27 protein-coding genes are annotated in these 24742 nt (G+C 44.9%); 4 read left to right on the forward strand and 23 right to left on the reverse strand.

From position 1 onward, the window contains the following. Positions 1-92: 92 nt before the first annotated feature. From BN1002_RS23330 to BN1002_RS12890, 10 genes are read right to left on the reverse strand one after another with little or no spacing between them, the layout of a single operon-like run. Positions 93-218, reverse strand: coding sequence for a CcmD family protein (locus BN1002_RS23330; protein WP_082036230.1), 126 nt, complete (start codon positions 216-218; stop codon positions 93-95). 11 nt (positions 219-229) lie between these two features. After that, positions 230-991, reverse strand: a complete 762-nt coding sequence (locus tag BN1002_RS12850) for a cytochrome c biogenesis protein (RefSeq protein ID WP_082036231.1) — start codon at positions 989-991, stop codon at positions 230-232. 3 nt (positions 992-994) lie between these two features. Continuing rightward, the gene (locus BN1002_RS12855) at positions 995-1675 is read right to left on the reverse strand and encodes a heme exporter protein CcmB (RefSeq protein WP_048825441.1); all 681 of its coding nucleotides are present in this window, start codon (positions 1673-1675) and stop codon (positions 995-997) included. Further along, complete coding sequence (ccmA, locus tag BN1002_RS12860) at positions 1672-2376, reverse strand: heme ABC exporter ATP-binding protein CcmA (protein WP_048825442.1); 705 nt, start codon at positions 2374-2376, stop codon at positions 1672-1674. Before ccmA ends, BN1002_RS12855 begins: the two co-directional genes overlap by 4 nt. A gap of 22 nt (positions 2377-2398) precedes the next feature. After that, positions 2399-3391, reverse strand: coding sequence for a hypothetical protein (locus BN1002_RS12865; protein WP_048825444.1), 993 nt, complete (start codon positions 3389-3391; stop codon positions 2399-2401). After that, positions 3388-3759, reverse strand: a complete 372-nt coding sequence (locus tag BN1002_RS12870; RefSeq protein ID WP_048825445.1) for a hypothetical protein — start codon at positions 3757-3759, stop codon at positions 3388-3390. The genes BN1002_RS12865 and BN1002_RS12870 overlap by 4 nt, the downstream gene beginning before the upstream one ends. A 12-nt stretch (positions 3760-3771) precedes the next feature. Next, positions 3772-4275 carry a cytochrome c-type biogenesis protein gene (locus BN1002_RS12875; protein WP_048825446.1) on the reverse strand — a complete coding sequence of 168 codons (504 nt, stop codon included), beginning with the start codon at positions 4273-4275 and terminating at the stop codon, positions 3772-3774. 1 nt (position 4276) lies between these two features. Further along, complete coding sequence (locus BN1002_RS12880) at positions 4277-6259, reverse strand: heme lyase CcmF/NrfE family subunit (RefSeq protein ID WP_048825448.1); 1983 nt, start codon at positions 6257-6259, stop codon at positions 4277-4279. A gap of 27 nt (positions 6260-6286) precedes the next feature. After that, the gene (locus tag BN1002_RS12885) at positions 6287-6742 is read right to left on the reverse strand and encodes a cytochrome c maturation protein CcmE (protein ID WP_048825451.1); all 456 of its coding nucleotides are present in this window, start codon (positions 6740-6742) and stop codon (positions 6287-6289) included. Positions 6743-6755: 13 nt separating this feature from the next. Then, entirely contained in the window at positions 6756-7799 is a 1044-nt protein-coding gene (locus BN1002_RS12890; RefSeq protein WP_048825453.1) for a hypothetical protein, read from the reverse strand. Positions 7800-8299: 500 nt separating this feature from the next. On the opposite strand from BN1002_RS12890, the gene BN1002_RS12895 reads away from it, so the two are divergent. Then, the gene (locus tag BN1002_RS12895) at positions 8300-8659 is read left to right on the forward strand and encodes a rhodanese-like domain-containing protein (RefSeq protein ID WP_048825455.1); all 360 of its coding nucleotides are present in this window, start codon (positions 8300-8302) and stop codon (positions 8657-8659) included. A gap of 47 nt (positions 8660-8706) precedes the next feature. On the opposite strand, the gene BN1002_RS12900 is transcribed toward BN1002_RS12895, so the two are convergent. From BN1002_RS12900 to BN1002_RS12930, 7 genes are all read right to left on the reverse strand, one after another. Further along, a complete protein-coding gene (locus tag BN1002_RS12900) occupies positions 8707-9360 on the reverse strand; it encodes a cytochrome c (protein ID WP_048827934.1) in 654 nt (217 codons plus the stop codon). Between the two features lie 76 nt (positions 9361-9436). Beyond that, positions 9437-10105 carry a LuxR C-terminal-related transcriptional regulator gene (locus BN1002_RS12905; RefSeq protein ID WP_048825456.1) on the reverse strand — a complete coding sequence of 223 codons (669 nt, stop codon included), beginning with the start codon at positions 10103-10105 and terminating at the stop codon, positions 9437-9439. A 258-nt stretch (positions 10106-10363) separates the two neighbouring features. Then, entirely contained in the window at positions 10364-10858 is a 495-nt protein-coding gene (locus BN1002_RS12910) for a DUF6803 family protein (protein WP_048825458.1), read from the reverse strand. 158 nt (positions 10859-11016) lie between these two features. Then, positions 11017-11574, reverse strand: a complete 558-nt coding sequence (gene efp, locus BN1002_RS12915; RefSeq protein ID WP_048825460.1) for an elongation factor P — start codon at positions 11572-11574, stop codon at positions 11017-11019. 92 nt (positions 11575-11666) lie between these two features. Beyond that, positions 11667-12728 carry a M24 family metallopeptidase gene (locus BN1002_RS12920; protein ID WP_048825462.1) on the reverse strand — a complete coding sequence of 354 codons (1062 nt, stop codon included), beginning with the start codon at positions 12726-12728 and terminating at the stop codon, positions 11667-11669. Beyond that, on the reverse strand, positions 12725-13177 hold the full coding sequence (aroQ, locus tag BN1002_RS12925; protein ID WP_048825463.1) for a type II 3-dehydroquinate dehydratase: 453 nt from the start codon (positions 13175-13177) through the stop codon (positions 12725-12727). Before aroQ ends, BN1002_RS12920 begins: the two co-directional genes overlap by 4 nt. Before the next feature lie 83 nt (positions 13178-13260). Beyond that, positions 13261-13764: a YqhR family membrane protein gene (locus BN1002_RS12930; protein ID WP_048825466.1), complete on the reverse strand. Its 504-nt coding sequence runs from the start codon at positions 13762-13764 to the stop codon at positions 13261-13263. 208 nt (positions 13765-13972) lie between these two features. On the opposite strand from BN1002_RS12930, the gene BN1002_RS12935 reads away from it, so the two are divergent. Both BN1002_RS12935 and BN1002_RS12940 read left to right on the forward strand, forming a co-directional pair. Next, positions 13973-14917, forward strand: a complete 945-nt coding sequence (locus BN1002_RS12935; protein ID WP_048825467.1) for a DUF1385 domain-containing protein — start codon at positions 13973-13975, stop codon at positions 14915-14917. 58 nt (positions 14918-14975) lie between these two features. Continuing rightward, positions 14976-15356 (forward strand): SA1362 family protein, encoded by a 381-nt coding sequence (locus BN1002_RS12940; RefSeq protein ID WP_231575031.1) that lies wholly within the window; start codon positions 14976-14978, stop codon positions 15354-15356. 21 nt (positions 15357-15377) lie between these two features. On the opposite strand, the gene BN1002_RS12945 is transcribed toward BN1002_RS12940, so the two are convergent. The 4 genes from BN1002_RS12945 to BN1002_RS12960 form a co-directional block, all read right to left on the reverse strand. Continuing rightward, on the reverse strand, positions 15378-16262 hold the full coding sequence (locus BN1002_RS12945) for a patatin-like phospholipase family protein (protein WP_048827935.1): 885 nt from the start codon (positions 16260-16262) through the stop codon (positions 15378-15380). Positions 16263-16356: 94 nt separating this feature from the next. Continuing rightward, positions 16357-17382 (reverse strand): spore photoproduct lyase, encoded by a 1026-nt coding sequence (splB, locus tag BN1002_RS12950; RefSeq protein WP_048825470.1) that lies wholly within the window; start codon positions 17380-17382, stop codon positions 16357-16359. A gap of 114 nt (positions 17383-17496) precedes the next feature. Next, positions 17497-20055: a vitamin B12-dependent ribonucleotide reductase gene (locus BN1002_RS12955; RefSeq protein ID WP_048825472.1), complete on the reverse strand. Its 2559-nt coding sequence runs from the start codon at positions 20053-20055 to the stop codon at positions 17497-17499. 357 nt (positions 20056-20412) lie between these two features. Continuing rightward, entirely contained in the window at positions 20413-21246 is an 834-nt protein-coding gene (locus BN1002_RS12960) for a lipoate--protein ligase family protein (protein WP_048825474.1), read from the reverse strand. 213 nt (positions 21247-21459) lie between these two features. Between BN1002_RS12960 and BN1002_RS12965 the strand changes: the two genes are divergently transcribed. Further along, entirely contained in the window at positions 21460-21825 is a 366-nt protein-coding gene (locus BN1002_RS12965) for a rhodanese-like domain-containing protein (RefSeq protein ID WP_048827936.1), read from the forward strand. A gap of 117 nt (positions 21826-21942) precedes the next feature. On the opposite strand, the gene gcvPB is transcribed toward BN1002_RS12965, so the two are convergent. Further along, positions 21943-23403, reverse strand: coding sequence for an aminomethyl-transferring glycine dehydrogenase subunit GcvPB (gene gcvPB, locus BN1002_RS12970; RefSeq protein ID WP_048825476.1), 1461 nt, complete (start codon positions 23401-23403; stop codon positions 21943-21945). After that, on the reverse strand, positions 23396-24742 hold the full coding sequence (gcvPA, locus tag BN1002_RS12975; protein WP_048825478.1) for an aminomethyl-transferring glycine dehydrogenase subunit GcvPA: 1347 nt from the start codon (positions 24740-24742) through the stop codon (positions 23396-23398). Before gcvPA ends, gcvPB begins: the two co-directional genes overlap by 8 nt.

Consider the following 24742-nt stretch of genomic DNA (forward strand, 5'->3'; position numbering starts at 1 on the left):
TCCTGTTACTAATTGTTGGCGGCTCAGGCCCGCTCTTGCGCCATTACCCCAAACTCCGCAAGGGCCGCGGGAATGCGGCCCCGCCTGAAATCCTATTTATCATGAAGCTTTAAAAATTCTATTTCTTTTTTCAGGCTGCTTTGGCGTTTTCCCAAAATCACCAGATATCCAAAGATAATGATCCAGGCTACTGAATAAGCTGCATACATGTATGTCATGTTAATTCCTCCTAATTTTCAATAGATTCCCTTAATTTCTCTTTATACTTGGCGACTTTTATTTTCATGTTTTCCAAGGTGACACCCTTGTTCAGCAGGTATGCGTAGAAGAAAGTCAGTGCCGCGATGGTAGCTAGCAGGGCAACAAGCATCGTACTATCAATACCGCCTCCTTTTTGGGAAGGGCCTTCACCGAAGACAATTGGATGAAATTTTGAATTCCACCAGCGGATCGCGAACCAGACAATTGGCACATCTGCGAAGCCAATGATGCCAAATACCGCGGCGAGCCTTGCTTTTTTCTCCCAAACTCCGTCCATTTTGTGAATCATAATGTAGGCGACATACACAAACCAAAGGATTAACGTCGTAGTCAGGCGTGGCTCCCATGCCCACCATGTATTCCAGGATGACTTTGCCCAAATCGGCCCAGTTGTTAGTACGATCGTTGTGAAGACAACACCAATTTCAGCCGAGACAAATGCATACGTATCAAAAATTCGCTTCCTTTTAATTAAGAACAGTACACTGAAAACAAAAGTTACGAAAAAAGAGAGGAAACCGGTCCAGGCAGAAGCAACATGGATATAAAAGATTTTCTGGACGGCTCCCATTGTTACTTCAAGCTTGGCATACATAAATATTAAATAAATGGCAGCCATTACCGACGCAACCGAAGCCCCGAAGAGAAGTTTGTTCCATACTGGCTTCCCAATCGTTTTCGGGCTGGCCGGGCTGAGTGGCGCATGTTGTTTTTCGAGATTCACACTCATCTCCTATACCTCCAACACATAGTCTATTAACAAAAAGCAAAGGACAAAGAAGATCACATCATAGGCTCCGATCAGCTGCATCCATGCAAGGGCAGTTGGTAACTTTTCAATATTCGTCAGAATGATTTTAGTAGACTGGACGGCTCCAATTAGAATAGGGCTCGTAATCGGGAACAATAGCAGCGGCAAAAGCATTTCACTGCTCCTTGAGTTTGCAGCCAGAGCCGCCAGGAAAGTCCCCGTTGCTATAAATCCAAAGCTTCCTATGAAAAGAACCAAAACGAAATACGGAAAGCTTCCCATATATTTAAAATCGAATAGCAGGAATAAAAACGGCAGAGCGACAATTTCGACAATCAGGATCATCGCAAAATTGGCCATCATTTTGCCAAGGTAAATGCTGGATGCTTCCATAGGGGCAATCAGAAGCCCTTGTATGGAGTCATTTCTTTGTTCCGAGATGAATGAGCGATTCAAGCCCAATATCCCGGAAAAGACGATGATTACCCATATGACTCCGGGAACCACAGCTTTGGTCAAATTGTTTTGCGGGTCAAATGCAATGCTGAAAATTAAAATGACCAGTCCAGCGAAAATCAACATTGTCGCCAGGACCTGTTTTGTTTTTAATTCGGACTTTAAATCTTTCGATGCCAGCAAGAGGGCAGGTTTGATTATATTCATGACACTCCCTCCACCTGGTAAAGATATTTTTCATTAAGCGTGCTGACTTTTTTATCCATCAGTACAAAATCGTCGGCGATTTTCCCGTTTTTGATAATGACGATTCTGTCGCAGATTTCAGCAGCCTGATTAAAATCATGGGTAACCATTAAGGTAGTAACTCCCTTTGCCTTCATTCCCAAAATGACGTTATTCAGGATTGTGATTGCACTCTGGTCAAGCCCTGTATGGGGCTCATCAAGCAGAAGCAATTCGGGCTCATGAATAATTGCCCTCGCGATCGCAATCCGTTGGATCATCCCCCGGGAAAAGTTCTTTACCGGTTCATTCAGGAAAAAGGACAATCCGACTTCCTTAACGAGTTCTAAAGCCCTTTCCCTCGCATTTTCCACTCCGTAAAGATTTCCGAAGAAAACAAGGTTTTCAAGGGGGGAATAGTGGTCATAGAGCAAACTGGAGTGAGGAAGATAACCAAACAGTTTCTTGATCTCCGCCTGATTCTTTTTTAAATCATATCCGCCGATGCTAACCTGGCCGGATGAAGGCTTTATCAAGGTTGCAATCACTTTTAAAAGTGTGCTTTTCCCTGCGCCATTCGGACCGAGAATCCCGACTGTTTCCCCTTTTTCAATGGAGAGGTCGATTCCCCTTAGGATCATTTTGTCGTCTGCCTGTTTTGTCAGCTTTTTAATTTCAATCACTTAGGACCCTCCCACCCGGCTGTTACTCTACGAACCTCTTAAGTCCCAGCTTCACTTTTACTAGGTGCTGCTTATAAGCTTCAATTTTTGCGTTGTATTCTTCTTCGGATAGCAAGCCGTTTCCGTACGTCTCTTCCAGTTCAAGAATTTTATCCATAATTGTGTTTTGTTTCGCCATTAGCAGTTTAAATGCTTTTTCATCTGAATTATTTTCAAGCTTTTCAGCTTCCGCTCTGTTTTTTATCCTGAAATAGGAAAAATAAGAAATAGCGGCAATCAGGATCGCGCCTAGCACAATCATTAAAATGTGCGGGTCAAAGCTTTTCAGCGGTGATTGGTACCACATTCTCAAATGGCCCGGGTTATGGAACGATGGCGATTGGCGGGTAATCCCGCTTTCGTTTCCACTTGACTTGGCACCCGCCTGCTGCAGTTGGCCTGCATCTGGCTGAACATCCTTGTTGTAAATCATTGTTATCGGTTCATTAGCGGGAATTCCTTCAAGACTGTATCCAACATACTTTTGGTCCTCAAAGTTGAAAAGCCCCTGGTTGGTGGCATTCGCCCCCTTGAACTCTATGCTTCCCATACCTTCAGGAACAAGGACCTGCATCATTTGGACCGGGTAATCAAATGCCAGGTTGATATCTTTTCCAGCCGGCATCCTATAGCTGTATGGAAGGACGATTGTCTGGTTGGCTGGCAGGGGGTCGGTAGTTATGAATCCCTTGTCAGTTTGCTTGGATGCTATTTTGCCATCCAGGAAATTAAGTCCAGTGCTTCCCTCTGGCAGAGTAACTGTCAGTACTGCCTCGCCTTTCCCTTCCCCCTTATAATCCGAGGATCCCAAGTTCGTGTAATTGACCATATTCATCATGTTTGTGGAACCGTCTTCCGCCGGACTGACAACTAGATAATGCATATCAATCGTTATATTTGCCTCCGCTGCCTTGACCCCGCCAGACGGGGCCAGAAGCGCTAGGGCCAGGAGGAAAACGGTGATTTTTTTAATCACTTTTCTTCCTCCCTTTTCCTCTTTTGTTTCATTGAGGCTTCAATTTCACGTTCTACCTCGGCCATTAGCTCATCATCGATTTTGCTGCTTTCGGCCTTTTCTTCATCACGCATGATTTTGGCAACCTGTGATTCGTATTGCTTCTTCAATTGGCGATAATCGCTTTCAGACATTTTATCCATTTTGTATTCAAATTCAATTTCGTTCAAGGTAGTCAGCAATGCCTCTTTTGTCCCTGCATTCGTATGGCTTTTCTTTGTATGGTCCAGGAAAGAATCTTCCTTGAACAGCGGCATCAATACCAGATAAAGGCAGCCAAGGACAAACACAGCGGTCAGGAGCATTGAGATAATTGAAATGCCTTCCATTATGTTCACATCCTAAAGATACTTTTTTCGTTCCTCATCAATGATTGAAGAAAGGATTTCATTCTCAACCTCATCCTGCCCGGTTAATTCATCGACTGGCACAGCAGCGCTCCCCTTCTTTTTCACCCATTTCCTGATGACAAAGAAAAGTGCTGTTCCCGCTCCGCCCAACGCGACAAAAGGAAGGATCCAGGCTGTCAGGCTAAAGCCTTCTTTTTCAGGAGCTGTCAGTATTTCCTCCCCGTAAATACCGATGTAGTATTTCCGGATTTCGTCCTTATCCATGCCTTTATTCATCATATCTACGAGGTCTTTTTTAAATTCAACTGTCAGGTTACAAGTATTAGGATCACACTCATAATGATCCTGCCCGCACCCGCAAGTGCAGGCAAACTGTGAAGCGACCGCTTTGAACTCCTTAGACTTGTAATCGAATTGTTTCGCATGTACCTGTGCCAGAGAACCCTGGAAGACAACCAGGAAGATCAGCAGCCCAGCATAAATTTTTTTCCACATGCTACACAACCTCCCTGGATGCGCCTGTATATCTTGGGGTAACATTTTGGAATCTGCCATTCCAGACGGCGAATATTGAACCCGCCACAATCAGGAATGAACCAAACCACATCCAAGTCATCATTGGGATGACTTTGACAATAAAGGTTGCACGGCCGTCATCCTCCCATGCGCTGAGGACAATATACAAATCTTCCTTCGCATTCGAGATGAGGGCTACCTCAGAAGAAGGCTGATCCCAGTTTCCGTAAAATACTTTTTCAACCTCATAATTACCTAGTCTTTTTCCATTTTTAAAAACGGTTAAGTCCGCATAGACGATATCATTTATTCCTTCTGATCTTTGATCAAGCTTGTCGTAGTTAATGCGATAATCATCGATTTCGATGGAATTGCCTATTTCGACAGTCTTCATGGTTTCATGGTCATAGTTTTGCGAGCCGATGATTCCCAAAGCGATAAATGCGATTCCAAGGTGGACGATATACCCGCCATAACGCCGGCGATTTTTGGTCATTAATCTATACAGCGCGACAAAAGCATTTTCCCGGGTCATTTTCCTTCTGGCCTTGACCCCTCTGTAAAACTCGAGGTAATGGGTGATTAGAAGAAGGACGATGACGCCATTTCCAATAACAGCCCAAGCTTTCTGGATTCCGAGGATGACCATCAGTGCCATGGCCACTACTGCAAGAATTGCTGGGATCAGGAAGTTTTTCTTCAAATTTTTCACAGTCGATTTCTGCCATGCCAAAAGCGGACAAACAGCCATGACGAACATCATAGATAAGAGGATGGGCGCCTGGACCGCGTTGAAAAATGGAATGCCGACTGTAACTTTTGTGCCTCGCACCGCTTCGGATACAAGTGGGAAGATAGTGCCCCAGAAAACAGCGAACGCCGATCCGACAAGCAGAAGGTTATTAATCAGGAAGCTGCTTTCTTTCGAAACAAAGGAATTGAATTCCCCCGCGCTTCTTTTAATAAGGTTATAACGGCTCATCAGGACATACATCGCGCCAATGACAGCCACTCCCATGAAAATCAGGAAGTATAGCCCCAGGTTCGAATTAGAAAAAGCGTGTACCGATGTCAAAACTCCGCTTCTTACAAGGAATGTTCCAAAGAGAGTCAGAGCGTACGAGATAATGATTAAGCTAATATTCCAGACTTTGAGCATATTCTTCCGTTCCTGGATCATGACCGAGTGAAGGAAGGCCGTTGCGGTCAGCCATGGCATGAACGACGCGTTTTCGACCGGATCCCATGCCCAGTAACCGCCCCATCCTAGCTCAACATAAGCCCACTGGCCGCCGAAAATATTACCGAGGCTCAAAAACAGCCAGGCGATAATCGTCCATCTCCTGGTCATCTTAATCCAGAAGTCATCCATATTCTTCATAATCAATGCCGCCATCGCGAATGCAAATGGTACGGCAAGGCCGACATAACCAAGGTACAATGTGACCGGGTGGATAATCATTCCCGGATTCTGCAGCATCGGGTTAAGCCCTTTTCCCTCGAGTGGCACATTGGGGAGCAAGGCGAACGGCTTTGCTACAAACCCCAAGATCAGGAAGAAAAAGACTGCGTTTGCCATCAGAATGGACAAAATGTATGGAATCATAGGATTCCCTTTCATTTTCCTGGAGAAAACCACCATTACAATATAGAGTGTCAGAAAGAAAGTCCAAAGGAGCAACGAGCCCGCATTCCCGGCCCAAAGGGCAGTAAGCTTATAAATAACTGGCAGTTCGCTACTTGTATAGTCATTGACATATTCATACTGGAATTGGGAAGTGCCGAGCAGATACATCAAGGAAATCATAGCCAGAGATGCACTTATAAATAGGCCGACCGATGCCCCTTTACCGCTGTTTATTAGTTTCTGATTTTTAGTAACAATCCCGTAAGTCGTTGCCAGCAAAGCATAAACAGCCAAGGCGAGGCCTACATAGATTGTTGCGTTCGAGAATAAATACATTTCGTCACCTTCTTTAGTGTTTGGCCTTTATTCTTCGTTGGAAGGCTTTTTATCGAGCTTTTCTTTATGCGCCTCCGGGTCGTAATTCTTCATGTCCTCGCCCTCGTATTTGGATGGGCAGCGTGTTTTGACGGTTTCTGCAGTAAAGTTATTTTTCCCTGTAGGTGAACCTTGAAGGATGGTGATGACTCCATCAGAAAAGTTATCCGGCCTAACCCCGTTATGGGTAACGTGCATAATATTTCCTTCATTGTCTTTTACGTCGAACTTCAGCTCAATTTTGTCCGCATTCCATTTTATTGATTCTTCAACGAGCAATCCCTCGACAGTGACAAAATCTTCCTTGTATTTCTCCTGGTTTGCCAGAAGATCCTTCATCTTTAATTCAACCCCACTCGATCCAGGAGTTGCCGCCATTAATAGAAAAACAATTGCACTTGCTATAATAAAACCGCCTAGCATAACTATTGTGTTCTTTTTCATTTTCCGTTCCCCCTTAAATTAATTTTTTCACTTGTTCGTCATATGCTTCCTGGTCAATCTTGCCGCTTAGCAACTTTTTTCGCAGTTCTTTGAGTTCATCAGCATTGGATACTGTTTTCTTCTGCTTCGTAGAGGAAGACTTTGCAGCTGCTGATTTTTTGATCGGCTTTGGATTTTTCTTGATATCTGCCCGATTTCTAAGACCAAAGAAAATGAACATTCCCGCAATAATGATTGATGCGCCAATGATGACTCCTCCGGCAGCTCCTATAATCGGCCTGTCGCCGCCTCCGCCGTTAGTGCCGCCTGTTACTTGATCGGTCGCCGTTGTTCCATTATGGTTCTCATCGTTCGGCTTTTTGGATGTATCCATCATCGAAAGAGTTGAGGCATTCCCTTCTTTTTTATAGGAGATATTGTATTTGAAGGAATCCCCTTTTTTGGCTGTTTTTTGCTGATAAAACGCAATTTGCTCGCCATATTCGCTTTTCTGGGTATTTGCCGGTTTAGGATCCAGAACGATATCCGTCGATTTTAAAGGTGCGTAAATGATAACGTCCAATGTTTCAATGTCAGCTGCTGCGTTATATTCATAGATGAAGTTTTTCTTTTCTTTCACTTCAATAGGGTTGGAGTAGTACTCCACAACGAAGCTGTATGAGGCATTATTTTTAATTGGTTTCTCCGGAGTAAAACTGACGGTTCCCTGCTCTTTATTTACTTCGAATGGCCGTTGTACTTCAGGTTTGTCGGCGGATGGGAATTCAGCAACAAGATAAACCTGAAAATTTTTCTCGCTTGCCGGAACTGGAATTTCTATCTTGCCGGCATAATCCTGTCCGGTTTTATTTTCAATTGTTCCATACAGGCCTACTAGCAAGGATGGATCTTCTTTAGGCCAATTTTCAGGGTAATCAAATTCAGGCATTACCTGAATCTGCATTTCCTTATATGGAAATTGCTCTGGCACAAATTTTCCCTCCGCACCCGCCGCGGAAGTGAAAATGATAAGTCCGGACGAAGCTATGAGTAATAGCGACAGCAGTTTTTTCAACATATAAATCCTCCTTGACTTCCTGGAAAGTAAATCACTAGGAAGTACTATTTTCCAATATAGTCCTCTTTGAAATAAATATAATCGACCGGCCATTCTATTTGTTGAGGCACTCTTGAACATTTTGTTAAAGACAGGAAAACGTTGCGGTTTGGACAAAAAAACATCATAATTTGTTCACAATTAAATTTGAAGTTTCCTTTTTAGAAAAAACACATAAATTTTTCCATAAAAACAGTAGAAAAGAACTATTCAGACTGCTATAATAATTTGTTTGTGAAATATTTAACAATAGTATTTAAAATTCACACATGATCCTCTTCACTTTTATAGTGTTTTCCATCTTCTTCATCTAAGGAATACTATAGTGCCTTATCTTTTTAACTAGTGATTCTCTTTATGAACTTTTCGTTACAGTTGCCTTTATTTCTCTTCATTCTCGTTGGAAGCTGTACCGGAAGGAAGCCGGTTCGATTATAATCAGGTCAAAGGCGGTGGTATTTTTGAAAAAACTCTCCATATTGTTCATCTTTATCCTCGTCATCACGGGCTGTTCATCAGCGGGATATAAAACAGTCTCCGTCGAGGAGGCTGCAGGAATGATCGAGGACGGCCAGGTGAAGGTTCTTGATGTCAGGACCCCTGAAGAATATCAGAGCGGGCACATCCCAGGATCCGAATTGATCCCCCTTCAAGTAATTGACGGTTTGTCCGGCCAGCTTGACAAAAAGCAGCAGTATCTTGTTGTCTGCAGAAGCGGAAACCGCTCCCAGCAGGCGAGTGAAATACTGGCAGCAAAAGGGTTCAACGTTTTGAACATGGCGGGCGGCATGAATGAATGGACCGGGGATATCGAACAATGAAAAAAATCCTCCCTGCAGCACTCAGCGCAGGAAGGATTTTTTTAGTCTTAATTTTCTAATGAACGTATATAGACAACAACATCGGAAATTTGTTGTTTGCTAAGCTGGCGGACCCCATCGAGTCCTTTCAGTGAAGGCGCCATACGTGTGTCTTCACGCCCGTATGCAGTGCCAATCCAAATTTGTTTGTCCGTTGTGTATTTTAAATGTAGGGGATGGCCAAGGGCTGTACCCATCTTCTGTTTCCCCGCCCCTGCTTCCCCATGGCATTGAATGCAAGAACGATTATAGACCTTTTCTCCATCCTCGATACTTCCGGTTATTTTTTCAGGCACATCAAACTTCATGTTCTCTTTTTGCCAATTCCTCATGAACGCCACTACATTTTTCAGCTGCTCTTCGCTGATTCGTGGCCCATATGCGGGCATTGCAGCTTCCGGGCGGCCGTATTTAACATAATTATATAAATCTTTATCGGAAACCGAGTTTAAGAACACTTGGCTGCTGATTGAGGTACCAACGTTCTTTCCCTCTCCTTTTCCCGTCTCGCCATGGCAGATTAAGCATTCCTGGTTATAAATTTTCTCCCCTGCCTGTACCGCCTCAAAGTTTTTCCCTTTAAAACCATTAGTCGAAATAAAAACGGTGATCCCCAGGATGACAATGAGGATATAGCTTCCAATAAGTAGTTGCTTTTTCATAACAGCACCTTTATTTGGGATATTAAATAGAATCGCCAAATTCCTCTATTTTACTTTTTTTGTGTCCCGTTCAAAATTACATCTGCTCAACTTGCTGCAGCCATCCTTCTTTCATTGCGTAAGATGCAGCTTGCACACGGTTGTTTATTTGCAGCTTTTCCATGATGTTGCGAATGTGATTCTTGACCGTATTTTCAGAAATGAACAAAGTACACGCAATTTGCCTGTTTGTCATTCCTTTTGTTACTTCAAAAAGTATTTCCTTTTCCCTCTTCGTCAGCGTATTCCCTTTTTTGCAGCCCTCAAGGCTGTATTCTTCAAGTTGTGAAATACTGTTGATTATTTTGTGGGCAATCGGACCAGTAAATACACACTCGCCCCGATATACCATATGAATAAAGGTAAAAAGTTCGTTCGGCTGAAGGTTTTTTAGCAATATGCCCTTAGCCCCACACTTGATTGCATCGAAAAGATTTTCTTCATCATCTTCGGATGCAAGGATGATAATCCGGCTATCCGGCATTTCTTCCATGATTTCTTTCAGGACAGCTAGCCCGCCTGCGGGAGCCAGATTAATATCCAATAAAATGACATCAGGATTTAATTTCTTTGCCAGGAAAACTGCTTCCTCGCCAGTCCGCGCTTCCCCTGCCAATTCAAGAGAATTATTTTGATCAATAGTGCTTTCGAGCCCTTTTAAAAACATATAATGGTCATCTACATTCAAAACCTTTATTTTTTCCATCAGGCAGCGAGCCTCCTTATTCTTCATGTGGCGGTTGATCCGCTTCTGGCTGTACTAACCACAAATTCATGTACTAACTAGTGATTAGCTTCATTTTAGTACTCGCCTAGCCCTGATGACTAGTTATCCTTATACGGTTTTATAAATTGTTCACAAATTACGGATTAAATCTTCACATTATCTACATAAGTTTATGCTTTTGAAAAGAACCAAAAATGAAAGCCGACTGTCGGCGGCCCCGACAAACCGGCCTTTTGCTCACATTTTAGTCATATCGTGATGCATGCTTCCTCCGCCAAGGGTTGGATCGAGCATACCAAAAATCATTGCAACATGGGCAACGATCAGAAACAATCCAACGAAAGAGACATGAACTTTCATTTTCGCCCTGTCGGAGCTGTTTTTCATGATGAGTCCCATATCAAGTAGAGCCATGCCAAGAAGCGGGACTATCCCGAGCAGATAAAATGTCACAGCGGTAAAATCAATCCAGCCATGCCATCCTCCATCCAATGTTAATGGAATCCATGCATTCTTCATTAAATAAATGAAAATGCCAGTAAAGTATAAACCCGCAATGATACTCGATACCTTGTTTATTTTACGTAGTGTCCCATGAAAACTTCCGGTAAATAAAATGCCAAGCTCCGTGATCGCAATCGTTTCTGCTAAAATCACTACAGCCGCCATAAAGATAAGCAAATTCCATGGCTGATTCTCAGCAAGCAACCCCATATAATGTGTCATATTCATATACATTCATCTCCTTCATTTAGGCTTGAAATAAATGTAAGAAAAAAATATGCAGAAATTAACGAGATTTCTCGAACACTTTGTTAACTGTTTCACAATACAAAACTACAAAACCCCGCCTTGCATGACACAAGACGGGGTTTGTTTATTAACTATTTTTAGGCGCGGGAAACGTAACTGCCATCGCCTGTGTTGATAATAAGTCGGTCACCCTGGTTGACGAAGAAAGGTACATGAACAACCAAGCCAGTTTCAAGGGTGGCCGGCTTGGAGCCTCCAGAGGCTGTATCGCCTTTGATTCCCGGCTCTGTTTCCGTCACTTCCAATTCAACTGTGTTCGGGAGTTCAACACCAAGTGTTTCTCCCTGGTACATCATGATTGAAACTTCCATGTTTTCCTTAAGGAATTTCAACTCATACTCAATCGCGCTTGCAGGCAATTCAATCTGTTCATACGACTCGTTATCCATAAAGATATGCTGATCACCGCTTGCATAAAGATACTGCATCCGGCGGTTGTCAATTTGCGCCTTGCCAACCTTCTCACCAGCGCGGAATGTTTTTTCGTTAATATTCCCGGTACGGAGGTTACGAAGTTTTGAACGGACAAAAGCAGCCCCTTTACCTGGTTTAACATGCTGGAAGTCCATGACTCGCCATATGCCGCCATCTACTTCAATAGTCAATCCTGTGCGAAAGTCGTTTACTGAAATCATTTGTGTTCCTCCTAATTCCTTCAAAATAGCTTTTCAAAGCTGCGTTTAGTGCCTACTCTTCAGATAGGCCTTGCGGGAAAATTAACATGGCTTTAAAGAATGATCAATTCCTTGGACGAGTGGGTCAAGGCTTCATTATGGTCGAGGGTAATGACGGTGTCATCCTCTATCCTTACCCCGCCAAGACCGGGAATGTAAATACCTGGTTCAACCGTCACGACCATGCCGGGTTCTAGAACCGTATCAGATCTCTTGGACAGAGCAGGCCCTTCATGAACTTCAAGTCCAATACCATGGCCAGTGGAATGTCCGAAATGCTCTCCATATCCTTTTTCAGTAATCAGGTTCCTCGTTAGCGCATCCGCTTCCCTGCCCGTCATACCAGGTTTAATTCCTGCCATCCCGCGCAGCTGGGCTTCAAGGACTATATCATATATTTCCCTCAGCTTCTGATCCGGCGTCCCAACCGAAACAGTCCTCGTTATATCTGAAACATACCCTTTATAATAGGCTCCAAAATCCAGAGTGACAAATTCTCCCGCCTCAATCACTTTTTCACTTGCCACCCCATGAGGCAGCGCAGAGCGGTAGCCAGAGGCAACGATAATATCAAAAGATGATGAAGCAGCGCCGGCTTTGCGCATAAAGAATTCCAGTTCATTTGAAACATCCAGTTCCGTGATGCACGGGCGGATAAATTTCAGAATATGAGTAAATGCGGCATCGGCAACCTCCGCCGCTTCCTTTAATATCTTAATCTCTGCATCTGTCTTTATCAAGCGCAACTTTTCAATGGCTCCTCCCACCGGGACAAGCTCACCTTCAAATTCTTTTTCATATTCCTTGTACAGCCCGAAAGTAACCTGGTCTTTTTCAAAACCAAGCTTCTTGACACCAAGTTTCTTAGCCTGCTCGGCTACTTCTTTTTCCATAAATCCATTATGGTCAACAACCTCAAATCCTTCACACTGCTTGGAAGCCTGTTCCATATACCTGAAATCCGTAATGAACAGGGCCCTATCCGAGCTAATCAAGACCGAACCCGCGCTTCCTGTAAAATTGGATATGTAGCGGCGGTTAAACCCGCTTGTTACAAGCATCGCGTCAATGCCCAATTTCCCAAACTCATTTCTTAGTTTCTCTAATTTTGTCATAATTGCTCCCTCTCCTTTTCAATCTCCAACAGGGCCATGAATGCAAGTTCATACCCTTTGGAACCGAGTCCGCTTATTTGGCCTTTACACGCTGCAGCGGTAACTGAAACATGCCTGAAACTATCACGCGCATGAATGTTTGATATATGTACTTCTATAACAGGAATATCAATTCCTGCAATAGCATCCCTGATGGCATAACTATAATGCGTAAAAGCGCCAGGGTTAAAAATGATTCCCGAAAATCCTCCTTCATCCGCTTCCTGGAGCCAGTCAATCAAGGTGCCTTCGTGGTTTGATTGCCTGCACGACACCTCGAAGCCATGTTTGGCACCAAGCGCTGAAATAGAAGCTTCAATACTCCCCAATGTTCCTTTTCCATAAACGCCAGGCTCCCGTTTCCCAAGCATATTTAGATTAGGGCCGTTCAGCAGTAATATTTTTTTCATCTCCATATCCCCAAATCATCGAATTTCCGGCACGGCATTCGCCTTTTTCCTAAATCATTCTATCATAATTCCCCACTATTCTCCTACTCCGATACTTCGCCTGCCGACTGTTCGTTTTGGTATTCCCATGAGATAGAGTAGCCGATAAAAACACCATAAAGAATAAACAGGCAAACTGATGTTATCAACGTATTTTTATCCAGATCCCTATATGGAGAAATTCCCGGAAACATCGGGTTCAGCAAAAGAAAAACAAGCAGGAAGAGAAAGATGCCGTATCCAATGCCAGATAGTAATCCTCCGGCTTTCTTTAGTGCGGCTGCGTAAATGAATGCTATTCCAATTGAAATAACAGCAAGCAGGACGATTGAAACAACTGTCCCGGTCCATTGATGTTTCCATGGTCCTAGAGCCCATGGCTCGAGAATAACTCTTGGTGGAATTTTTGTAAAATGAAAATAATAGCCGATCTGGCCTATAAAGCTCCAGAATAATCCTCCCCACAAGCCGGTGAGAATGACCTGCTTAGCAAAACCCGACTCTGTACTTACCCGCACCTTACCGTTATCGCAACGTTCTTCAGCCATTTATTTCAACCTGCCTTGTCAAGATTTTTCCCCCATGAAGGTAGTATGTACGGTTTCCCTTATTTCCCTTCATCACCTGCAGTTAATTGTTATTTGAATTAATTTCCTCATACCTAGAGGTTTTTGTGTTTTTTTAGTAGAATAAAGATAGGTACATGCAGACTATTCAGCTGAGTGTGCAACTTCAGGATTAGGTTGGTGTAAAAAAATGGCAAATGAACAAAAACCCGTATACGGCGGCCAGGCAGTGGTGGAAGGTGTCATGTTTGGCGGTAAATATCATTATGTTACTGCAATAAGAAGAAAAGACCAGTCAGTTGAATATTTCCATGTCCCCCGAAAGACCCACCCATTCGTCGCTTCGTTAAAGAAAATTCCTTTTGTCCGCGGCATCGCGGCAATCATCGAGGCAAGCGCCAATGGTTCCAAGCACTTGAATTTCTCTACTGAGAGATTTGATATAGATCCCAAGGATGACGCCATGATTGAAGAACAGGAAACGTCCCGGCTGGCGATGTATCTGGGAGTAGCGGCTGTTGGTGTTATATCCTTCCTTTTCGGAAAATTCCTGTTTACGTTAATACCAGCATTCCTGGCCCATTTGACAATTGATATTTTTCCAGGACGTACAGTCCAGGTTCTCATTGAAGGCTTAATCAAATTGATCCTGCTTCTTGCATATATATATATTGTGTCGCTGACTCCCATTGTAAAAAGGGTGTTTCAATACCACGGCGCCGAACATAAAGTGATCAATTGCTTCGAAAGCGGTGACGAACTGACAGTGGAAAACGTCCAGAAAAGCTCCAGGCTTCATTATCGGTGCGGTTCGAGCTTTATCTTATTTACGGTCATAGTTGGAGTTTTTGTTTACCTGCTATTCCCGATCGACTCCTTGTGGCTACGGCTTTTGAGCCGGGTGGCGTTGATTCCTGTCGTGCTGGGCATTTCCTTTGAGGTTTTACAGCTGACGAATAAGCTTCGTGACGTCCCTGTCTTAAGGTGGCTGGGATTGCCCGGTTTATGGCTGCAGCTTTTGACAACTAAAGAACCCGACAACAGCCAAGCAGAAATTGCCATTCTTTCGTTTAAAGAGCTCTTAAAAATGGAAAAGAATAGTGAAGAGCAAACAGATTCAGAGGAAATTGTTTAAAACCTTTCAATATATAAGTTTAAAAATGGGGAAAATTGCTAAAGATGCTCTTAGGGAGGTGGCTATCTTGAAAATTCGGAAATCCGTTCTTTTAGCAGGCGCTCTTATTCTTCTTGCAGGAATCGGCATAGTCGGAAAACTGGTTGAAGACCCTGCTGAGTTTCTCCAAAAGGCGGCACTTTTTGTCCTAATCGGGTTAGTTGTTTACTTTATTTACCGCCGGTTTACCGGAGCCAGCCCTGATAAAAAAGAGCAAAGGCTTTTCCTCAAAGCTGCCAGAGAATCCAAAAAACGCAAAGCTCATAAAAATGAACCATCGGGGCGGAATGTCATCCATGGCTCGCTTGCATCATGGAGAAAACCCAAGAAGAAGGCGAATGTCCATCTTACGGTCATAGAAGGCAAAAAAGGCAAGAAGAAAAACCGGGCTTCCTTATAGTTGCCCGGTTTTTTTGTTTCATCAGTAACTCCATTTCCTGAAAAATTGCTCGGCGCATTCGCGGCCGTGCTTAATCAATTTTTCTTTCCTTTCCTCCGTTAGCCCAAACTCTGTGGAGGCCACTCCCGCCGTTGGGATAAAAATAATGTTTTTGGCGTGCTTACGGGAAATATACCTCGCGTCATGGGCATCCTTCATTGTTTCAAAAAGTGCCTCAAATAACTTGATGGCATTTTTTATTTTATGCGGAGGATGATTTTCGGGATCATGGCTTAATTGGATCCCGAGGACAGGCCTTACCTTCTTAACGTTTTCTGCATCAAACAGCCACATGGGAAAATTGCTTAGAACTCCTCCGTCGACTACCAGATTCGTGCCTTCAGCACCCGGCAGCCTGACCGGTTCAAAAAAATACGGAATGCTGCAGCTCATCCTGACGGCTTTTGCAACAGGGAACGCCTTAGGGGAAATTCCGTATTTAGGCAGATCATCCGGTATAATGAACATGGTTCCGTTGGTCAGATTTGAAGCCACCACCCTAAGTGCTCCCTCAGGCAGGTCTCCAAATGTCCGCACTCCCCTCATTACAAGCTTTTCGGCAACCCACTGTTCAAGGGCTTCACCTTTATACAATCCCATTTTCCAGTAAAGCAGCAGCCATTTGGCGATTGGCGAAGGAACCAGCAGCTTCCGTGAATCCAACAGTTTTTCCAATTCAAGTTCTTCGAGAAGACTTTGTATTTCCTTACATGAATAGCCGGCGGTTATGAGGCTTGCGACGATTGAACCCGCACTTGTCCCGGCAACCCTGCAAAATCTGAACCCGCGCCGTTCAATTGCTTCGTATGCCCCGACCAGTGCGAATCCTTTAATGCCCCCTCCGGAAAAAACACCATCTATCAGCATGGAAGCCACTCCCATCGATGTATTCCTCCTACATCTTTAAGCGGCTTCCAAATGAATTAGTACCATGGACAAATTGTATTTTTTTCTCTTGTGCTTAGGTAAAGTATTGCACTTCTGAATCGGGGAAGTATTCGTGGATATACCCTTTTATCGTCCTTTCCAGCTCGGCGGCTTCCTCGGTCGGATATACGTATTTGCCAATGCCATAGCGGCCCCATTTATATTTGCGTTTTTCTTCATCCATTTCGAGCTTTGTCTTCGGATAACGTTTAAGAATGACATTTTTGGCCGGTTTGGTAAAGCGATGCTGAATCATTTCAAAAGTAAGCCCGTTTAGCGGCACGCCTTCAAGAGAGTTCCTAAGCCTTTCAAAAAGTTCATGGTATCCTTCCTCCCAGCCTTCATGCCTATAAATTGGCGCGACGATGAAGCCTAAAGGGTAGCCTGCGTTGGCAACCTTTCTGGCCGCTTCCAGCCTTTCATCAAAGGAAGACGTTCCCGGTTCAAAGTTTTTTATGACAAATCGTGAATTGACACTGAATCTAAACCTGGTCTTCCCGTTGTGTTCAGCATCGAGAAGATGGTCGACGTGCTGGTATTTCGTCACGAATCTCAGGCGTCCATATTCTGTCTGCCCAATGAATTCGATTGTTTTCTTCAACGAGTGTGTGAGATGGTCGATTCCGACAATATCCGATGTACAGGCGGCCTCGAACCGGGTAATTTCGGGGGCACGCTCATCGATATACTTTTGCGCCTGTTCGAAAATTTCGTCCAGGTTCACATATGTCCTTATATACGGCTTGCTGCCGAGTGTTGTTTGCAAGTAACAGTAATGGCAATGCCCCATACATCCGGTCGCAAGCGGGATGGCGTATTCCGCCGATGGCTTGGACGTATCGAATTTCAATGTCCTGCGGATTCCTACGACAAGCGTGGATTTGGAATTCCGATACTTTTGGAGTTCATTTTCACCGGGAATACCCCTCACCTGGTTATGGGAAGTGGTTTCCCTTATTTCAACCCCCAACCCTTCAAATTTATCCTTCAATTCCCTTCCGAGCGGGTATTCAAGTGCTTGCGGTTCAATATACACCAGCTGCGGCATAAATGGTTTCATTCTACTCCCTCTTTTCTTGGCAAAACTAAATTTGTTTTAGTATTGGCAAAAGGCAGAGATGAAACATAAAAAAGAGGACGGAAATTTCTTCCCGTCCCCTCTGCTTCAATTATATTATAGGCCGCACTTCAATTGGGCATTGCAGTTTGTGCATGTATTGCAGCCGCCGATTTCTTTTACTTTTCCTTTACGGCAGACCGGGCAGGTATTGCCGACTTCCGAACCGATTGTCACATCTGTCGATCTGAGGTCACTGATCGTGTCCACAAGAACAACGCGCTGCTTCGGCGTACCTTGAAGTTCAGCCGCCTCTTCAACCGTATTCTCTTCTGCCTTAAGCGTAAGTACCTGAGAATCACGGGAGCCGTCGACATAAACAGTTCCACCTTTGGCACCGCCCTTGTAAAGGCGCTCGTACACTTTTTCAACCTGCTCAACGCTATATCCTTTAGGGGCGTTGACTGTCTTGCTGATGGAGCTGTCGATCCAGCGCTGGATGACGCACTGGACGTCCGCATGCGCTTCAGGAGCAAGCTCCATGGCAGTCACAAACCAATGCGGAAGGTTTTCCGGATTTGCTTCAGGATTCTTTTCCAAATACTCGCTCACGATATCGGCTTTAACTTCGATGAACTTGCCGAGTCTTCCGCTTCTGAAGTAGGAGAAGGAGAAGTATGGTTCTAATCCTGTGGAAACTCCAACCATGGTTCCAGTAGATCCCGTAGGAGCAACGGTCAATAAATGCGAGTTTCGGATTCCATTTTCCAAAATGGCTTCCCTGACTTCTTCAGGCATTTTTTGCATGAAGCCTGTTTCAGTGAAGGCTTTCCTCAAGCGGTTTGTTTCTTCCCCTGTTTCACCATTGAGGAATGGGAAGCTTCCTTTTTCTTTCGCCAATTCGACAGAAGTCTTATAGGCAGTTACAGCGATGGTTTCAAAAACTTTATCTACCAGCTTGTTGCCTTCTTCAGATCCATACTCTGTTTCACAGTAGATCAGCAGGTCATGAAGCCCCATAACTCCGAGGCCGACGCGGCGCTCTCCAAGTGCCTGTTTCTTGTTTTCGTCAAGGAAATAAGGAGTGGAGTCGATAACATTATCCTGCATCCGGACGCCTGTAGCGACGGTTTGCTTCAGTTTTTCATAATTGACTGTTTTTGTTTCTTTGTCTGCCATAGCCGCTAGGTTCACAGCTGCCAAGTTGCAGACAGAGTATGGTGCGAGAGGCTGTTCCCCACATGGGTTGGTTGCAACCACTTTTTGCCCATAAGCACGGGCGTTTGTCTTGTCATTGGCGTTATCGATAAAGAAAATACCTGGTTCAGCCGAATAAGTGGCACATATGTTAACCAAATTCCAAAGTTCTTTCGCTTTGATTTTTTTGTAAGTACGGACTTTGTACCCCATTCTTTCCCATTCGCGCACATCGCCCACTTTATGCCATTCTTCATTGTAAATTTTCATCATTTCTTCATCGTAGCTTTCAACTGCAGGGAAACGAAGTTCATAATCAGCATCATTTTCCACTGCTTCCATGAATTCTTTTGTAAGGGTAACAGAAATGTTGGCCCCGGTCAGGAATTCTGAATTGTGGACGGTATAATTGCCGCCTTCTTGAAGCTTTTCTTCAGCGTCAGCGATAATCCTGTCACTGAAGCCGCCGTAGCCAGGAATATGCTTATAATTAATGATCCCTTGGTACATCGCTTTTTCTTGCTCTGTAAGCGGAGTGAATTTCAGTTTATTTTTCGCCTGCTTTTGAATCCACTCCTCATTTGTGTTAGCAATGAGGAAGCGCAGGATTCTTGGGTTTTGCATTTTTGAAATAATAAATTCAATAATATCTGGATGCCAATCCGCCAGCATAATCATTTGCGCGCCTCTTCTTGATCCGCCCTGCTCGACTAAATGCGTAAGCTTGGCGATGTCATCCAGCCAGGATACGGAACCTGAAGATTTTCCGTTTACCCCTCTTGCCAGTGTCGCACGCGGCCTTAAGGTCGATCCGTTTGTCCCAACCCCGCCTCCGCGGCTCATGATTTCCATGACCTGTTTGCGGTGGTCGGATATACCTTCACGCGAGTCTTGGACAAAAGGCATCACATAGCAGTTGAAGAACGTCACATCAGTACCTGCGCCTGCACCGTACAAAACGCGTCCCGCAGGAATGAAGTTCATGTTGACGAGTTCCTCGTAAAATTTGTTAAACCATTCCAGCCTTTTTTCATCTGTTTTTTCTACCGATGCAAGGCCCGTCGCATTCCGCTTCGCGATTTGCTCATAAAAGATTTCGAGCGGCTTTTCAATGACATCAAGCGACCTGACGATCACTCCGGTATTCACTTCCTCAGGAGTATCCAGCACGCCCCTGAATTCTTCCTCAACCATGACAGCCGCCGTTTTCTTTTCCCAGTCGATCTCGAGGATATACCCCAATCCCCTTGCAGGGAATTTCGGATCTTCTTTTACTGTCAGGACGACGAAGTCACCTTTAGTCAGGGTTATCTTTTCAGTATCCTTGAATGTATATCTGTCCAGCATGACAAGGCGGGACACTCCCTTATGGGTAAGGTGCATATCCGGGGTAACAGGGTGGACCTGTGGAAATAAACGGATATCTTCGTTTAACCTCTCAAAATCAATATTTAGTTTTTTTCTTAACGCTACAGACATGATCACATCTCCTCTGCCAAATTTCTCTCTTACCACATTTGTCGAACTCTCGGATGTCCTGTTAGTTCCAGTTGTTTTTTGAGATACCCTTAAACTATCATATTGAAACCGTAAAAATCAATATATAGTGCCTAAATTATTTTGACCAACACTATATATTGGGTGTTAGGCAAAAGAATAAAATTTTGTCAAGATAGGAATTAATTAAAAAACGGAGAAAAGGGGAGATTTCACAGGAATTTCTACATGAAATAATTAATTTTGACATAATTCGAAGGTTGAACTTCAATCGCATAATTCAATTAAGAACAGGAATACTCTTCCAGAAAAACAGGAAAAGAGCGGTGCTCCGCTCCTTCATCTTTTGAAGTTCCACTCATCGTTCTCATAAACGTCCTTGGCAAGAGTTTCCACATAACCAAGTTGTTCTTCTGAAAGCTGATAAGGAATCAAGTCAATCTCCAATCCTTCTTCGAATCCCTTTTTAAAGGCAGCCTTTGCTTCCTCGATCCCAACCTGGCGTTCGCTTAATTGATTGATCGCAACCGCTTTGTTTTTAAAAGAGGCCTTCATTCGTTCCTTTACTCGTTCACTCGTGTAATGAAACAAAGAGAAAAGCTTATCTTCATCCAGATCAAGAAGAATGGATCCATGCTGCAAAATGACTCCTTTTTGCCGCGTTTGAGCACTTCCGGCCACTTTCCGGCCCTCGACAACGAGCTCATACCAGCTTGGGGCGTCAAAACAAACAGAGGACCTCGGGTTTTTGAGTGAATTTTTCTCTTCCTCGGTTTTCGGAACGGCAAAGTCTGCTGCAAACCCCAAATTTCTGAAGCCATGCAGAATTCCTTCCGAAATCACCCTGTACGCCTCGGTAACAGATACAGGCATTTTAGGATGGTCTTCAGATACAATGACACTATATGTAAGTTCATGTTCATGGAGGACCCCCCTCCCGCCGGTCGGCCTTCTCACAAAACCAAGCCCATGTGCCTTCACAGCTTTCATATCAATTTCTTTTTCAACCTTTTGGAAGTAGCCGATGGACAGTGTCGCGGGATTCCAGCCATAAAATCGCACTGCGGGCGGAATCTTTCCTTCACTGTGCCATTCCAGCAATGCTTCATCAAGCGCCATATTAAAGGATGGCGATTCATTCCCTGAATCAATATATATCCATTTCTCCCTCATACATGTCCCTCTTTTACTGGTTAACTGGTGACAGCCGCGAATATTAGTCTATCAAAAGGGAGCGGATAATCATAGCAGGATGAATTGGCAGCCGTCCCAGTAAAAAGAATTTCAGGGAATCCCTTTACTGAACCCCGCTTAAGCTATACAATTATATTTGTTGTCGCAGCAAAGCTTGAAAGGAGTACTATAATCGTGAGTCCATTTTATTTTATGCTCGTAGCCATCGCCGGTTTTCTCGTATATTCGGTGATTATGTGGCTCTACCAGCGCAAAATTATTAAAACCCTGTCTGAAGAAGAATTCCGCGCCGGGTATCGGAAGGCCCAGCTAATTGATGTCCGGGAAGCGAACGAGTTTAATGCCGGTCATATCCTTGGCGCCCGAAACATTCCTTTATCCCAGTTAAAAACACGCATGAAGGAAATCCGTCCTGACCTGCCTGTTTACCTATATTGCCAAAGCGGGATGCGAAGCGGCCGCGCAGCGCAATTCCTGTACCGGAGGGGCTATAAAAACCTCAGCCAGCTTGAAGGCGGCTTTAAGAAATGGTCCGGAAAAGTAAAAGCGAAGAACTAAAAAACAGGCCCTTACGCTGAAGCGATGGGCCTTTTTATTTTGCCAGAAGCTGGCGCAGCCAAGTAAAATCCACAGTCCAAAACAAAAGCCCGCGCAAATTCGCGCGGGCTTTGCACATTATTCCGGACGATAGCGGAGGACTGGTTTCCTTGCCGCTGTTGTCTCATCCAGTCGGCCGACTACAGTTGTATGCGGCGCTTCCTGTACAATTTCAGGATTCTCTTCTGCTTCTTTCGCAATCTGGATCATTGTATCAATGAAACCATCAAGAGTTTCCTTCGATTCTGTTTCGGTTGGCTCAATCATGATACATTCCTCGACATTAAGAGGGAAGTAGATGGTTGGCGGATGGTAACCGAAATCAAGCAGCCTCTTGGCGATATCCAACGTCCGGACGCCAAGCTTCTTCTGCCTACGTCCGCTCAGGACAAACTCATGCTTGCAATGGCGGTCGAACGGAAGATCGAAATGAGGCTGAAGCCTTCTCATCATGTAGTTCGCATTCAGGACAGCATACTCGGTCACAGCCTTCAGCCCGTCCGGTCCCATTGAACGGATGTAAGTGTAGGCGCGGACATTGATGCCGAAGTTGCCATAGAACGGCTTAACGCGTCCGATTGACTGCGGGCGGTCGTAATCAAATACGTATTCCTCTCCGCGTTTGGCCAGAACTGGCTTTGGCAGGTATGGAATCAAATCTGCTTTGACGCCGACTGGACCGGAACCTGGTCCACCCCCGCCATGCGGGCCCGTGAATGTCTTATGGAGATTCAAGTGAACAACATCGAATCCCATATCGCCAGGGCGCGCTTTTGACATGACAGCATTCAGGTTGGCGCCGTCATAGTAAAGTTTCCCACCGGCCCCGTGGACAATCTCGGCCATTTCAAGGATATTCTCTTCGAATAATCCAAGTGTGTTTGGATTTGTCAGCATGAGGGCGGCGGTATCTTCCCCGACAACCCTGCGGAGGTCTTCAAGATCGACAAGCCCATCTTCATTGGATTTAACAGTTACAGTTTCAAATCCCGCTACTGTTGCTGAAGCAGGGTTTGTGCCATGGGCCGAATCAGGGACGATGACCTTTGTCCGCTTAAGGTCGTTATTCGCTTCATGGAAGGCGCGGATCATCATCAGTCCTGTCCATTCCCCGTGCGCTCCTGCTGCGGGCTGGAGCGTGACTTCATCCATGCCGGTAATCTCAATCAGATGCTGCTGCAAATCATACAAAAGGCCAAGTGCGCCTTGCACGGAACTTTCATCCTGGAGCGGATGGATATGCGCGAAGCCGCTGTATCTGGCGACATTCTCATTGATTTTCGGATTATATTTCATTGTACAGGAGCCAAGCGGGTAAAACCCTGAATCAACTCCATGATTGCGTCTTGATAAAGCCGTATAGTGGCGCATAATATCGAGTTCCGAAACCTCAGGGAGGTTCGGTTCTTCCTCGCGCACATAGCCAACCGGGAGAAGGCCGTTCAAATCAAGCTCGGGAACATCCATTTCCGGCAGGCTGAAGCCGATGCGTCCTGGTTTGCTTACCTCGAAAATTAGCGGCTGGTCCTGGTTAAGCATGCAAATCCCCCAATTCTTTCGCAAAAGTATCTATTTCTTCTTTCGTCCTAAGCTCGGTAACGGCGACTAGCATATTGCCTTCCATGCCGTTAAAGTCGCGGCCAAGGTCATAGCCGCCAATAATTCCTTTTTGCAAAAGAGCCTGATTGATTTCTTTGACAGGCTTTCCAAGCTTGATAACGAATTCATTGAATGACGGGCCGTCCATGACAATTTCAAGGCCGTTTTCCTTCAGTACTTTCTTTGCATAATGCGCCTTCTGGATGTTGGCTGCCGCCATTTCCCGGACGCCTTTTTTACCAAGCGCGGTCATTGCGACTGAAGCGGCAAGGGCGTTGAGCGCCTGGTTGGAGCATATATTCGATGTCGCCTTGTCACGACGGATATGCTGTTCACGCGCCTGGAGCGTCAATACGAAGCCGCGGCGGCCTTGATCGTCATGGGTTTGTCCGACGAGCCTTCCCGGCACCTTCCTCATGAGTTTTTCCGTTACGGCGAAATAGCCGCAATGAGGACCGCCGAATGCTGCCGGAATACCGAAAGGCTGCGCATCGCCAACAACGATATCAGCTCCGAATTTGCCGGGAGGGGTCAACACACCAAGTGCGAGCGGGTTGCTTGAAACGACAAACAACGATTTGTTCGCATGGGCGATTTCCTCAATCTCTTTTAATTGCTCAATCCGTCCGAAGAAGTTCGGGTACTGGACAATAATGGCGGCGATATCCCCACCCGCCAGTTCCTTCATTGCCTCCAGGTCAGTCAGCCCATCCTTGACCGGGATTTCGACTACCTCAATGTACTGTCCCTTTGCATAGGTTTTAACGACAGCGCGGGATTCGGGATGGACCGCTTCGGAAATAAGGATTTTTTTCCTTCTCGTTTGGCCGGCGCTCAGCATGGCCGCCTCAGCCAGGGCAGTGCCGCCGTCATACATGGATGAGTTTGCCACATCCATTCCAGTCAGTTCACAAATCATTGTCTGGAATTCGAAAATGGCCTGAAGCTCGCCCTGTGAGATTTCCGGCTGGTATGGCGTGTAGGCAGTGTAAAATTCAGAGCGGGAAAGGACATGGTCAACGATGACAGGCATATAATGGTCGTAAACCCCCGCGCCCAGGAACGATGCATGGCTCTTGAAATCTGCATTCTGCCCTGCTAGGGCCGCCAATTCCTTCATCAATTCCGTTTCGGATTTCGCTGGCTTGATTTTATATTCACCCTGAAAACGCACTTTTTCTGGTATATCACTAAAAAGTTCATCAACGGATTTAACGCCAATTGTTTCGAGCATGGCTGACTTATCTTGTTCCGTCATCGGTAAATAGCGGTGTTTCAT

The sequence above is a fragment of the Bacillus sp. B-jedd genome, from assembly GCF_000821085.1.
Taxonomy (GTDB): Bacteria; Bacillota; Bacilli; order Bacillales; family Cytobacillaceae; genus Bacillus_D.

Bases quoted from the DNA above. Each gene is read 5' to 3' on its own strand.
- BN1002_RS23330 (WP_082036230.1), bottom strand. From the start codon at position 218: ATGACATACATGTATGCAGCTTATTCAGTAGCCTGGATCATTATCTTT.
- BN1002_RS12850 (WP_082036231.1), bottom strand. From the start codon at position 991: ATGAGTGTGAATCTCGAAAAACAACATGCGCCACTCAGCCCGGCCAGC.
- BN1002_RS12855 (WP_048825441.1), bottom strand. From the start codon at position 1,675: ATGAATATAATCAAACCTGCCCTCTTGCTGGCATCGAAAGATTTAAAG.
- BN1002_RS12870 (WP_048825445.1), bottom strand. From the start codon at position 3,759: ATGGAAGGCATTTCAATTATCTCAATGCTCCTGACCGCTGTGTTTGTC.
- BN1002_RS12875 (WP_048825446.1), bottom strand. From the start codon at position 4,275: ATGTGGAAAAAAATTTATGCTGGGCTGCTGATCTTCCTGGTTGTCTTC.
- BN1002_RS12880 (WP_048825448.1), bottom strand. From the start codon at position 6,259: ATGTATTTATTCTCGAACGCAACAATCTATGTAGGCCTCGCCTTGGCT.
- BN1002_RS12885 (WP_048825451.1), bottom strand. From the start codon at position 6,742: ATGAAAAAGAACACAATAGTTATGCTAGGCGGTTTTATTATAGCAAGT.
- BN1002_RS12890 (WP_048825453.1), bottom strand. From the start codon at position 7,799: ATGTTGAAAAAACTGCTGTCGCTATTACTCATAGCTTCGTCCGGACTT.
- BN1002_RS12900 (WP_048827934.1), bottom strand. From the start codon at position 9,360: ATGAAAAAGCAACTACTTATTGGAAGCTATATCCTCATTGTCATCCTG.
- BN1002_RS12905 (WP_048825456.1), bottom strand. From the start codon at position 10,105: ATGGAAAAAATAAAGGTTTTGAATGTAGATGACCATTATATGTTTTTA.
- BN1002_RS12910 (WP_048825458.1), bottom strand. From the start codon at position 10,858: ATGAATATGACACATTATATGGGGTTGCTTGCTGAGAATCAGCCATGG.
- efp (WP_048825460.1), bottom strand. From the start codon at position 11,574: ATGATTTCAGTAAACGACTTTCGCACAGGATTGACTATTGAAGTAGAT.
- BN1002_RS12920 (WP_048825462.1), bottom strand. From the start codon at position 12,728: ATGACAAAATTAGAGAAACTAAGAAATGAGTTTGGGAAATTGGGCATT.
- aroQ (WP_048825463.1), bottom strand. From the start codon at position 13,177: ATGAAAAAAATATTACTGCTGAACGGCCCTAATCTAAATATGCTTGGG.
- BN1002_RS12930 (WP_048825466.1), bottom strand. From the start codon at position 13,764: ATGGCTGAAGAACGTTGCGATAACGGTAAGGTGCGGGTAAGTACAGAG.
- BN1002_RS12935 (WP_048825467.1), top strand. From the start codon at position 13,973: ATGGCAAATGAACAAAAACCCGTATACGGCGGCCAGGCAGTGGTGGAA.
- BN1002_RS12945 (WP_048827935.1), bottom strand. From the start codon at position 16,262: ATGCTGATAGATGGTGTTTTTTCCGGAGGGGGCATTAAAGGATTCGCA.
- splB (WP_048825470.1), bottom strand. From the start codon at position 17,382: ATGAAACCATTTATGCCGCAGCTGGTGTATATTGAACCGCAAGCACTT.
- BN1002_RS12955 (WP_048825472.1), bottom strand. From the start codon at position 20,055: ATGTCTGTAGCGTTAAGAAAAAAACTAAATATTGATTTTGAGAGGTTA.
- BN1002_RS12960 (WP_048825474.1), bottom strand. From the start codon at position 21,246: ATGAGGGAGAAATGGATATATATTGATTCAGGGAATGAATCGCCATCC.
- BN1002_RS12965 (WP_048827936.1), top strand. From the start codon at position 21,460: ATGCTCGTAGCCATCGCCGGTTTTCTCGTATATTCGGTGATTATGTGG.
- gcvPB (WP_048825476.1), bottom strand. From the start codon at position 23,403: ATGCTTAACCAGGACCAGCCGCTAATTTTCGAGGTAAGCAAACCAGGA.
- gcvPA (WP_048825478.1), bottom strand. From the start codon at position 24,742: ATGAAACACCGCTATTTACCGATGACGGAACAAGATAAGTCAGCCATG.